Source organism: Colwellia echini, assembly GCF_002843355.2.
In the GTDB taxonomy this organism is placed as follows: Bacteria; Pseudomonadota; Gammaproteobacteria; order Enterobacterales; family Alteromonadaceae; genus Colwellia; species Colwellia echini.
On sequence record NZ_PJAI02000001.1, the window covers coordinates 45,323 to 57,879 of the forward strand.

At 35.3% G+C, this 12,557-nt stretch carries 10 protein-coding genes; 6 read left to right on the plus strand and 4 right to left on the minus strand.

The window, feature by feature from the left end:
- Positions 1 to 235 precede the first annotated feature (235 nt).
- Positions 236 to 820, minus strand: coding sequence for a hypothetical protein (locus CWS31_RS00220; RefSeq protein ID WP_101343155.1), 585 nt, complete (start codon positions 818 to 820; stop codon positions 236 to 238).
- A 259-nt stretch (positions 821 to 1,079) separates the two neighbouring features.
- Here CWS31_RS00220 and CWS31_RS00225 point away from each other — a divergent pair, with 259 nt between their 5' ends.
- The 4 genes from CWS31_RS00225 to CWS31_RS17890 all read left to right on the plus strand — a co-directional run bounded on the left by CWS31_RS00225 (position 1,080) and on the right by CWS31_RS17890 (position 4,888).
- On the plus strand, positions 1,080 to 2,648 hold the full coding sequence (locus CWS31_RS00225) for a peptidoglycan DD-metalloendopeptidase family protein (RefSeq protein ID WP_101343156.1): 1,569 nt from the start codon (positions 1,080 to 1,082) through the stop codon (positions 2,646 to 2,648).
- Between the two features lie 6 nt (positions 2,649 to 2,654).
- Positions 2,655 to 3,866, plus strand: a complete 1,212-nt coding sequence (locus CWS31_RS00230) for an anhydro-N-acetylmuramic acid kinase (protein ID WP_101343157.1) — start codon at positions 2,655 to 2,657, stop codon at positions 3,864 to 3,866.
- 467 nt (positions 3,867 to 4,333) lie between these two features.
- Entirely contained in the window at positions 4,334 to 4,525 is a 192-nt protein-coding gene (locus tag CWS31_RS00235) for a hypothetical protein (protein ID WP_101343158.1), read from the plus strand.
- A 237-nt stretch (positions 4,526 to 4,762) separates the two neighbouring features.
- Positions 4,763 to 4,888 carry a hypothetical protein gene (locus CWS31_RS17890; RefSeq protein WP_281286814.1) on the plus strand — a complete coding sequence of 42 codons (126 nt, stop codon included), beginning with the start codon at positions 4,763 to 4,765 and terminating at the stop codon, positions 4,886 to 4,888.
- A 123-nt stretch (positions 4,889 to 5,011) separates the two neighbouring features.
- Here CWS31_RS17890 and CWS31_RS00240 read toward each other — a convergent pair whose 3' ends face one another.
- Positions 5,012 to 5,521, minus strand: coding sequence for a hypothetical protein (locus CWS31_RS00240; RefSeq protein WP_101343159.1), 510 nt, complete (start codon positions 5,519 to 5,521; stop codon positions 5,012 to 5,014).
- A gap of 404 nt (positions 5,522 to 5,925) precedes the next feature.
- Here CWS31_RS00240 and CWS31_RS00245 point away from each other — a divergent pair, with 404 nt between their 5' ends.
- Entirely contained in the window at positions 5,926 to 7,494 is a 1,569-nt protein-coding gene (locus CWS31_RS00245; protein WP_101343160.1) for a bacteriohemerythrin, read from the plus strand.
- A gap of 177 nt (positions 7,495 to 7,671) precedes the next feature.
- The gene (locus tag CWS31_RS00250; protein ID WP_101343161.1) at positions 7,672 to 10,029 is read left to right on the plus strand and encodes a PAS domain-containing hybrid sensor histidine kinase/response regulator; all 2,358 of its coding nucleotides are present in this window, start codon (positions 7,672 to 7,674) and stop codon (positions 10,027 to 10,029) included.
- 67 nt (positions 10,030 to 10,096) lie between these two features.
- On the opposite strand, the gene CWS31_RS00255 is transcribed toward CWS31_RS00250, so the two are convergent.
- Together CWS31_RS00255 and gad are read right to left on the minus strand one after the other, a co-directional pair.
- Positions 10,097 to 10,942 carry a hypothetical protein gene (locus CWS31_RS00255; RefSeq protein ID WP_211355770.1) on the minus strand — a complete coding sequence of 282 codons (846 nt, stop codon included), beginning with the start codon at positions 10,940 to 10,942 and terminating at the stop codon, positions 10,097 to 10,099.
- Positions 10,943 to 10,950: 8 nt separating this feature from the next.
- Positions 10,951 to 12,348: a glutamate decarboxylase gene (gene gad / locus CWS31_RS00260; protein ID WP_101343162.1), complete on the minus strand. Its 1,398-nt coding sequence runs from the start codon at positions 12,346 to 12,348 to the stop codon at positions 10,951 to 10,953.
- Positions 12,349 to 12,557: the final 209 nt, after the last annotated feature.

Genomic DNA, 12,557 nt, shown 5'->3' on the forward strand with positions numbered 1-12,557 from the left:
TAATATCGCTATTATGACTAAGTTAATAATATTTAATATTTGAATTCTACTGCACTTTGCAGGCGGGATAAAACTTTATAATGGCTTTTTTAGTAAAGAAGTCGAGATCTTGATGATTAATCGCTACTCATAGGACATAGCAGCGAATGATAGTTAACGAGGTTAGGTAATAGCTCTTTGTTATTTTACTTGTGTATTTAACCTGATCTCAGGTTATTTATGTAAAACCAATAAGCTAAAACAGCTCTATATCATCTTCTTCGTTGTTATTGCGTTCTAACATGGCTTGTCGAAAAAGTGATAATGCTTGATCAATTGGTACACCCGCAATTACGTTATCAAACATAGTTCGTTCTTCTTCCATAGTGTATTTGCTGCGAATTGAGACTTGTAATGTTCGCCATTCTACCGGTGAATAAATAGCGGTAGGGTTTGATATTAAGGCTGTTAAGGAGCTTAAACTTTGGCTTACATGGTCAAGACGCTGAGTTAACTTATCATAGAATTGAAAGGCAATAATCGCAGAGTGAATTTTACTTAATGCGCTAGTTGTTGAATACTCAATAACAGTTTTTAGTTGTTCTATATTATCGGTTGTATCGCCATCCGAATCTTTCATTTTGACAATAGAGGCTTGAATGTCACTTAAATTCGGTGCTAATGAAGTGAACGAGTGGGAAAGTGTTTCAACTGAAGAATTTCCTTCGTTCATCGACTCGTCAATTTGAGCAACAGCAAGATTTAACATTAAAATGGTTTTTTTGAGTTGGCTCCAATCTAAATCGGGGCGTAAGGCGGTAGAACTGGCTAATGTACTCATGATGTTCCTTTATCGTAATACTAATTATTGTGTATAGAGTTGTTGTGTAATAGGTTTGAGTATAGAAGTAATATTTTTACTTAGGGACTAATTTGAAATTTTTAACATATAGTTTTACTTTTGTTTACAAATTTTATGGGGTTAGGTGGCTCTATTAGCCCGTTATAGCGCTATTATTTATATAGTTTGCATGTAGTTTATAAATAGTTTTGATATAGTTATTAGATTATCTAAATTTGTAGTTATTTACTTTCCTGTTATGAAATCTTCGAGCCTTACCTTTTTGAATAAACTATTAGAAATCTTCCGAAGTTTACCGAAGCTAACAACCTTCCGAAATTTACCGAAGTTAGAAACCTTCCAGAACTTACCAAAGCAACATCGCTTCATTATTATTGGCATCAGTTGTTTCTTATTATTGTTATTTATAATCCCTTCAAGTGACAAATCTTCGTCAACAGAAGATAACAATGCTGGCAATAACCAAGTAGGTAAACGTATTCAAGTTGCATTACCAGATGAATTTGTGCCGGCAGAAGCAATGGCAACACACGATGCTTTTCCACAAAGCACTAAACCCCCGGTTAGAGCTAAAACACCTAAAAACAGTAAAGAGGCTATAGGGCAATTACCGTCATTAGAAGAGCCTGTTATTTCTCAAGAAGTTGGCAGCATAGCCACAGATAATTTAGAGAAAAAAACCAAAATACAAGATTCAGTCGCGGCGCTAGCTAACCTAAACTGGCAAACGATAACCGTGAAAAATGGTGATTCATTAGCATTAATACTTAAGCGCTTAGGCTTTAGTGCGCAAACAACCTATGCGGTAAGCACTGCACAAGGTGAAGACAGTAAGTTATTGCGACGACTAAATGTGGGCGATCAATTACGTATCGCTAATAATGAAGCCAAACAATTAACCGCACTTGAATACCCCTTATCAAAAACCGATACATTATTTATTAATTTAGTTGGCGATAGCTATCAATCACATCGTGAAAGTAAAGAAGTTGAGATACGTGAAGATATTAGTTACGGAACTATTACCTCTAGTTTTTGGAATGCAGGTATAAGTGCAGGATTAAACGATACGCAAATTATTAACTTTGCCAATATCTTTGGTTGGGATATGGATTTTGGTATGGATATACGATCCGGCGATAGCTTTTCTCTGACTTATGAAAAAAAGTATATTGACGGTGAATATATTGGCCCTGGTAATATTTTAGCCGCAGAAATTATTAACCAAGGTGAAGTGTTTCAAGCGATACGCTTTAGTGATGGGGAGTATTATAGCTCTGATGGTCGCAGTATGCGTAAAGCCTTCTTACGTGCACCAGTAAATTTTAAATACATTAGCTCAAGCTTTAAACCAAAACGTTTTCATCCAGTGCAAAAAAAATGGAAAGCCCATCGAGGTATTGATTACGCCGCTAAAACTGGCACTCCAGTAGTTGCCGCAGGTAACGGTAAAGTTACCGACTCTACTTATAATAAATATAATGGTAATTATGTCTTTATTCAGCATGGTAATGGCATAGTCACTAAGTACTTACATTTTTCCAAACGTGCAGTAAAAAAAGGGCAGCGTGTAAAACAAGGGCAAACTATTGGTTATGTGGGAGCCACAGGTTTAGCTTCAGGACCACATTTACATTATGAATTTTTATTAAATGGTGTTCATCGTAATCCGCGTACCGTTCAATTACCCGATGCTCGACCGATTGATAAAGAGTACAAAGCCGAATTTGAGACATTAGCAACTAAACGATTACAAGTTTTATCAGGTGCTACAAGTGCGCTTTCATCTACACAAGATGTAAATTAATAAACCATGACGAGCCTTACTAACACTCAAAAAAGTTGTGGAAAATATTATATTGGCTTAATGTCAGGCACTAGTGCTGATGGTATCGATTTAGCACTTGTTGACTTTACAACCCATGATAATAAAGCACGCTTAGTTGCTAGTTATTATCATCCTTATAATGAAGAGTTAGCCACTAAGGTCACTTCTCTTTATCAACCGGGTCATAATGAAATTGATCGTGCTTTTCATTTAGATATCGAATTAGCACAATTATTTTCTCAAGCTATTGCTGCGTTACTTAACCAAGAAAAGCTTGAACCGGCAGACATTATTGCTATTGGTAATCACGGGCAAACTATTCGTCATCGCCCTAGTGGTGGCCTTATATCAAAAGTTAATCCATTTACTTTACAAATAGGTTGTTGCCAAACCCTTGCAACCTTGTCGGGTATTCGTGTTATTGGTCAGTTTCGTCGTAAAGATATGGTATTAGGTGGTCAAGGTGCACCGCTTGTACCTATTTTTCATCAGCAGTTATTTGAGCAAGCGACAAGTCCTGTTTTTGTGGTAAATATTGGCGGCATTGCTAATGTTACTTTTTTGCCTAGCTTATCAGCCGGCGTAGAAGAATTAGTACTTGGTTTTGATACCGGACCAGGCAATGCTTTACTTAACGACTGGTATATAAAAAATCATCCTAACAGTGCTGATAAATTTGATAAAAACGGTACTTGGGCGGCAACAGGAATTATAATTCCCGCGTTGCTTAACCAGTTTATGCAAGATGAATACATACAAACTGTAGCGCCTAAAAGTACAGGTAGAGAGTATTTTCATCTTGCTTGGTTAGAGCAGCAATTAACAGCTTTTCAAAGTAATGAGCAAAACAACGGCCCAATACTTGATGCGGCTAATGTGCAGGCAACCTTGTTAGCTTTTACCGTAAGCAGTATTTATAAAGATATTACTAATCTTGCTAATCGAGGCAAGGTTTATTTATGTGGTGGTGGAGTACATAATACGCATTTAGTTAACAGCTTGTGCTTAAATTTTAACAACGATGTATCAGGTTTTGATGTCAAATTAATGAGCTCAATAGGTGTTGATGGTGATCAATTAGAAGCTATGGCTTTCGCATGGCTTGCCTATGCCTTTGATCATAAACTTAATAGTAATATGCCTGCAGTTACTGGAGCTAGTGCGAGCTGTACATTAGGTAATGAGTTTTTAGTATAATTAACCTGAGTTCGATATACGCAAAGTGCTACAACAGCCTTATTTATTCGTATTCCTTCGTTCAGGAAACGTCCAATAACTAAAGTTATTGTAGATGCGTTAGTGCAAACAGTTGATATCGTTATACTTTACAATGTAATTATCCCCAAGAGTAGGTTAGTTATTTTGATGTTCACCTTTACTGGTGAATATTAATAACCTCTGTTTTGAGCTATCACTAAGCCAACTTTAATCATTCAAGCACTCCCAAAAAAACTTAAAATATATTTTACAGAGCTTTTTTATATATAATAATTACTTAGCTAAACTTGTTTATTAAATTCGATAAATATAAAAAATTTAACTAGTAATCGTCCAAGTCAAGACTATAATTAATTAGAGTGTGGTTAAAAAATAAACGTAATTAAATGTTGTACGGTAACGCTCAACAAGGTATACAGCTTTAAATTAAGGATTAAGGAGGGCTTATGGAATTCATGGATATTCATATCGGCATGAAGTGTGGCAGTAAAAAAGGCAGTGGTACTGTTACTTGGGTTGATGGCTCAACACATACTATTTATATGGTTGATGCTAATAACAACAATAATTTTGAAGTGAATATAAGTGAGATTATTGAAGACCCACAAGCACACAATAAAGAAGATGAATATTATTAACATAAGCAGTAAGTAATAGTCTTCTAAATATTATTATTAAAGCCTGACAATTGAAGCCTTATATGGATGCTTATATAGGGAATAGTTGTCAGGCTTTTTATTGTCAAAGTTTCTTGAAACTAAATTTAAAAAACTGCATTTTTGCGCTAGATCAATTTTTACTGTTTATCACTATCGTTATCGGCTAAAATGTGCACCATATTTTTAAGCGATTACTTTTGCATAGGAAACTAAACCATGTCAAACCATGATGAAGATTTTAAAGATTCTACCTCAGTACTAAACTTAGTTACAATTCTTACCGTATTGATTTTTATGCCTTTACTACCTATGCTTATGGGTTGGTTTACTATGTTACGTTAAAGTTATGTTAAATTGATTTAACGTTATAAAGTTATGTTAAATTGATTTAACGTTATCACAAAATCAAAAAAGGCAGTTAACGCATATTACGTTAACTGCCTTTTTTATTTTAAAATCAATACTTTAATTACTAACGGTATAACCTTTAGCTTCTAAGCATACATTACGTGCTTTATTATAGTCAGTCACTTGCGCATTTGATGCTTTTTGCGCTTGTGCAGCTTTTTGTTCAGCTTGCTGTTCTTCAGCTTGTTCATGAGCTGCTTCTTCTCGGTGACGAATTCTGCCTGCAAGAAAACCTATTGCAGCACCTTTAGCTGCGCCATTACCGGTATCATGACCACCAATAGCTGCAATGGTAGCACCAGCAGCAGCGCCACCTACCGTTGAGCCCGCAGTTGAAGGTCCTTGTGGCTCTTGTTGAACAGGTGCAGCAACAGGAGCTGCGGCTTGAACTTTAGTTGGATCAAAACCAGTTTGACTTACCGCCCAGCTATAACAAGCATATTCGTCTTTTTGCTGCTGCTCGGCAGACTGACCATTTTTAGGGAATATATATTCATGAGCGCTTAAATTACCAATAGTTAAAGCTGAGATCATAAATACAATTGTTTTCATTTTAATATTTTTCATAGCTGCCTCTGCGGTATGTTGAACGTCTGTCCGTATTTAGCTGAGTATACGTTAGCTACCTAAAGTAGATCAACGAATTAACTCATTTATTGACACAATAAATACTACGTTTGAAATAATGTTTTTTCGTTTATTTCCCACTAAAATTCAAAGTGGTAATGTTGTTACGTTAAGCTCTAAATGTTTACTAAATGTTCAATTAGACTCTGTTATACAGTTAACGTAAAAATAGTACCTATTATTGCTTTTTGAAATAATACGACTAGTCTTAATAATAATTATCATATTGCAATTTAGCATTGAATTTCAACATGCTAAATTGATAACTAAGTTGATAGCTAAGTTGATATTTATTGAATATTAATAGTGTATTTTTAACTAGTATTAAAGAAGCTAAATAAGCGATGAAAAATATAAATATTTCCCCTCACCCTGACGTTGTCATGATTTATCAAGACAAGGAAACAGTTGAGTCTGCTATTCAACAAATTATTGAATTATCGCTGAAGTTTAAAGCCTATAAATATAATCCTAAAACAATCCATCAAATAGCGGCAATGGGCCCTAAAGTTTTATTGTTAGCTTCAAGCAATGTGAAGAAAACAATAAAATTTTATATCGATTATCTCGAAGATTATGAGCAAAATATATCACCGCATAGCGCAATATTATTAATTAATAATCGTGAAACGGCACGTGCATATTTAGCCTGTGAAAATGGTTTGTTTGATAACTATGTTATCACTAACCCGTTGAACGAACCTCACCGTTTAAAATTAGTGTTATTGCATGAGTTAAAGTTAATGGAGACTCATCACAACAATAGCTTAGAGCAACTTGAGGCGGAAGGTGAAGAAGAGTTAGCTTCATGTATAGAGCACGGTGTTGCATTAAAAAAATCTTTCATAAAAAAAATTAATAAGTGTGAAGCAGACCTGTTATCGGTAACGAATAAAGCACTAACTAATGATAAAGAAGCTGCGGAAGTGTTGCAGCGTTTAATTGGTATTTCGCTCGAAGAAATGAATGAAAATATCGCCAGTGGTATTCAAAATATAGTAGATCAATTAAATCGTTTAAAGTTAAACAATCAATCAATAAAGCAAGAACGGTTGCAGCAGACATTAAAAAGTAAATCGGGCTTATTAACTGCACATCAGCAGAAACAACAAACGCTCAAGAAAAAAGTACTTATTGCGGAGCCCTCTAATTTATTTACCCGAGTAATTAAAGAAATCTTTGAGGATACGCTTCTATATGAGTTAGTCAATGATGGGCAAGAGGCACTGGACAAAATTAATAAATTCAAACCTGACGCTGTGCTACTTGCTTATGATTTACCAACATTAAATGGTGTAGAAATAACTAAAATAATTCGTGCAGAGGGTAATAGTGTTCCGATTATTGCGTATGTTCATGACAGAGATAAGTTGGTTATTAAACAATGGATCCCATTAGGTTTAAATAATTACCTTATAAAGCCATCTAAAAAAAGTTCTATTTTACAAAGTGTTAATAAAGCTATAAGTGATCCGTCAGGAATCATTTTTCATCAGAAAACCGCAGATCAAACAAAGATTCAATGGCTTCCTGAATACTCTGTAGGTAATGATGAACTCGATGAGCAGCACAAAGTACTTTTTACTATGGTGAATGATTTTTTACATGAAGATAATAAAAAAGGCGCGGTAGCGCTGTATCAAAATTTGTCCTTGTATATTGATATGCACTTTGATGCAGAAGAGAATTTATTAAGGCAAATAAACTACCCTGATACTCAAGATCATATAGAAAAGCACGGCGAATTAAGAAAAAAATTTAATCTACTCGAAGAAAAATTGGCTAATTATGATGTTGATGTACACCATAAAGTGGCAATGTTTCTTTATAACTGGCTTGCACAGCACATTTTAAAGGCGGATATGGAATATAAACGCTATGCGTTATCGATAGAAGAAGAGAGCTTTCATTAATAAATACATTGTTTTACAGGCGGAGGACGGTTATTTATCTCCTTGTATAGCTAAGATGCTGATATTTTCGGTCAATATGTCGTGAGTGCAATCTGCAAAGCAGAAGATAAAAAATTATATATAAAGACATGTCAAACCAACTGATTGGTGACACTTTAATTACATACAGGCATAGTTATGTTCAGCTCCCTTTCTATACAAACTCGGTTTTTAATTGCTCCAGTTATTGCAGTGTTATTGACCTTGCTCTTGTATATCAGCAGTAACAATATTATTCGTGAAAATGCAGTTATATTTCAGAACATCAGTGAAACCAGCCTAGTTCAAATAAGTGAGATAAATGAAATAACGTTATTGATCACCGCCAGTCATAGTGAAATCATCAGCTTGTTGCTTGAATCAGAAAGACCTGATGAAGAAGATATTTACGTTGAAGGAAAAATTAGACTTAATCATTTATATCAAATTGAAGAACGTTTAAATGAAAGCATTAACGACAAAGATGAATTAACTATTGATGGAGTTAATATTTTTTCTCAGATCCAAGTGGCTTTTACTGCATATAGTAACCAAATTATTTCTGCTATTGAAATATCATCTGCCGACATAAAGCAAGCCCCTAATGAATTAGTATTAGCTAATGAAAAACTAAAAACGGTTAATGATTTATTTTTACTTCTCTCCAAATATTACGCCACACAGTTATCACAGCAATCTGATGTAATTGAAGATAACCTATATAAGAAAAATTATATTACAGAACTTACCATAAGCTTGTTGCTCTTGATGTTACTGTCAGCATTTTACTTTGCTAAAAATACCTCGGTGCGACTTAATCAAGTCTATAACGCATTAACAAAACTATCGGTTGGTGATACCGATATAAAAATTTATAAAAATAAAGACGCTTATATTCAAAATATTTGGAAAGCCGTCGCAGAGTTTAAAGAGTCGATTGAAAAAAGTGAAATTTATAAAAATGATCTATTAATGCAAAAATACGCTTTTGATCAACATGCCATTATTGCTACCACTGATTTAAAAGGTACCATCACTTCTGCTAATGCTAAATTTTGTGAGATTAGTGGATATAGTCTTGATGAGTTAATTGGTAGTAACCATCGAATGCTCAATTCTGGACATCATAAAAAAGCTTTTTGGAAAAACATGTATCAACGTGTTTCGAAAGGTAAAGTTTGGTCAAATGAAGTATTAAATAAAGCTAAAAATGGTCGGCTATATTGGGTAGCTACTACCATCATTCCAATAAAATCTGTAACAGGAAAAATAACAGGTTATATGGCTATTCGCACCGATATCTCGATGCAGAAATACCAACATAAAAAGCTAGTAGATGCTAATTTAGTGGCAGAATCTGCTGTTCTAGCAAAGTCTCAATTTTTAGCTGCGATGAGCCATGAAATTCGCACGCCAATGAATGGAGTTATTGGTATGTTGAGTTTAATGTTAGATGATAAGTTAACACACGAGCAAGCACAGCGTGTTGATGTTGCTTTGAGTAGCTCAAAATCATTATTACATTTAATTAATGACATTCTAGACTTTTCAAAAATTGAAGCGGGTAAGCTTGAAATTGAATCAATTGATTTTGACCTTAAAACAATGATGGAAGAGTTAGTGCAGTTCATGCATTTTCAACTAAAAGACAAACAGATAAAATTACTTATTGATTGTAGTGACATGCCCGAATCTATGGTGGTGGGCGACCCAAGTAGAATACGACAAATTTTAACTAATATTATCGGAAACGCCATAAAATTTACTCATGAAGGCAGGATAAAGGTATGCGGTAAACTTATATCATTAAACAAAAAGAAATGGCAATTTCAATGTGAAATTACCGATACGGGGATTGGTATTCCTGAGGATAAAGTTGTTAATTTATTTGATGCATTTAGTCAGGTTGATATTTCTAATACAAGAAAATATGGAGGCTCAGGCTTAGGTTTAGCTATCTCTAGTCAACTTGCCAAGTTAATGAATGGTGATATTAGTGTAAGCAGTTTTGAAGGTAAAGGCAGTTGTTTTACTTGTACCATTGAGGTTGAAAAAAGTTTTAAATCATTAGTAATTGCATCGAATAATATCGATAAAGATGCTTCATCTGAGATGGAAATACCGCAATGGCCTAGTAATATACGCTTATTATTAGTCGAGGATAATCGAGTCAATCAATTAGTTGCTCAAGGTTTATTAAAACGGTTTGGTTTAACTGCTGAAGTTGCTGTTAATGGCGTAGAGGCGCTCGCTTTATTAAAAAATTGTGAGCAACCGTTTAGCGCTATATTGATGGATTGCCAAATGCCTGAAATGGATGGTTATGAAGCAACCCGACGTATTCGTGAAAATAAATATAATGAGTTTGATAAAGCAGTTCCTATCATTGCCATGACCGCTAATGCAATGAAGGGGGATCGTGAAAAATGCATAATTTCGGGAATGAGTGATTATTTAACTAAACCTATTAATCCTGAACTTTTATTGGAAAAATTAAAGCACTGGATAATTAAGTAACCTGATGAGTTCGGGATAATAGTGCTTTAATCTAATGAAATTTATATTTAAAAAATAAGGCTTGAATTTAACTTTCTACAGCCCCTTCCGGTAGCATTAATATCGAGCCAATAAAAAAACCTAAAGCACCTAGCATAGTAAATACTACGGAAATTTCTTCGGCATTAAAGCTTGGTTGCTGCTGCGGTACAAAAGCAAACAGTGCTGAAATTAAAAAAGCGACACACCCCATTAAATTTACAAGGGTGATCCACCAAGATAAACTTTTAGGTTTCCAGCCCCAATAACTATGACAAGTTTCTGCATAAGCTAAATAACCAGACAGTAAAAACAACACAGAACCTAAAATATTTGGTATCCAAATATAAAAGTCTTGTTGCCACCAAGTTAAGTTAGCCATCATGCCGTCAAAGGTATTGATGTTAAAAAGTAAAGTACCTGCAAACTGTAGTATACAACTTAACCAACCAATATTATTAGGTTGCCAGCCAACTAAAATCGGTTTGTGATCATCTGTTTTTATCGCATTTGCTGTTTGATATAACTGCAAATATGCCGCTGTTGTAAAGGGAATGGAGCCGGCAAAAAACATTGCATTGATAATATCGCTACTAATGTTTTTGCTTGCTACCAACCATAATAAGCTAGCGGTAAAAAATAACAGTGAGCCTAACGCGAATACTACGCCTATCCACCAATTTAATTGGTTTGGCATCCATAACCAGTTAAGGCTTTTTGATGGATTTATCAATAAGCCTTTGCGATGGTGTCGGGAGCGCCAAACTTGCTCAAGACCATTTTCAAGGCGCACTATGCGCCTTGTTATAAATGGCCATGGCCCGATCACTGTAGGCTCAGACTGTTTAAGTGTTGGCGGTTTTAGCCCAGACGGTTTGATTGAAACATCGGACATCGAAACTCCTAATGATGGAAACCTGACGCTTCTTCACTTTTTAATGGACTTGAGACTGGATGATTTTCAAAATACTCAAGCGCTTTTTTCATATCTTCTAGCAATAAGCCAGCAAGATCACGGCTCACGCCATGGCGTACTAAAATACGTTGAATAGATAAATCTTCACAGTTCGACGGTAAACTATATGCAGGTACTTGCCAGCCTCGGGTACGTAAGCGATCTGCAAAGTCATATAAACTAAAGCCAGGATCTACGCCCGGTTTCATTTTCCAACATAACGAAGGAATACCAGCGTCTATCTCACCACCATAAATTATTTCAAATGGTCCCATTTTAGCAACTTCATCAGCGAGGTATTGAGCTGTTTTATAACAAGCAGAATGCACTTTTCGGTAACCTTCAGCACCTAAACGGATAAAGTTATAATATTGACATACTACTTGACCACCAGGGCGTGAAAAGTTTAAAGCGATATCACGCATGTCTCCACCTAAGTAATTAACATGGAAAACTAATTCTTCAGGAAGATCTTTCTCTTCGCGCCAAATAGCCCAACCAACACCCAGTGGTGAAAGTCCAAATTTATGACCAGAGGCATTAATTGATTTTACGCGAGGTAAGCGGAAATCCCATTCGACTTCAGGTGCACAGAATGGGGCAAGAAACCCACCGCTAGCAGCGTCAACATGAAGAGGAATATCTTCACCAGTTTGCTGTTGATGTAAATCTAAAGCATCTGACACGGCTTTAACAGGTTCAAATTGACCAGTAAAAGTAACGCCTAATGTAGTCACCACGCCGATAGTGTTTTCATCACAGCGTTTAATAACTTCTTCTGCGTTCATGATGTAGCGATCATCAGCCATAGGAATTTCACGAAGTTCAATATCCCAATAGCGGGCAAATTTATGCCAACAAACTTGTACAGGACCAGTGATTATATTTGGTCGTTCAATTGATTTACCTGCAGCTTTACGTTTAGCTTCCCAGCGACGTTTCATAGCCATACCACCTAGCATAGCAGCTTCACTCGAACCTGTAGTTGATGTACCGATAGCTTCACCGCCAGCTGGCGCATTCCATAAATCAGACAACATACGGACACAGCGTGCTTCAATTTCTGCCGTTTGTGGATACTCATCTTTATCAACAATATTTTTGTCGATACAAATATCCATTAATTCATGTATCTCAGGTTCGGCCCAAGTTTGACAGAATGTTGCTAAGTTTTGACGTGAATTACCGTCAAGCATTAACTCATCACGTACTGCTGAAATAACATTGCGAGGATCTTGTTCGTGTTGTGGAAATGCCTGTTTAGGTAAGCCTTGGTCTAAATCTTCTGAAGCGTAAATGTCATCATCGATTAGTTGTTTGATTTTATTGTCGTTTGTAGTGCTCACGTTGTTTTATTTCCTTATTAATTTACATGTTTCAAATATATTCGATACTTCTATTACAGAAAGAATATAAACGTAAAAAATCACAGAGATAATTACCTCTTAGTAATGACTTTACCATTGATATTAGCGAGTGTAAAAGCGGGTAATAATAAAATATTATTAGGAAATATAAGGAGGTTTAAAGAATGTAAATATTTGGGTAAGTATCG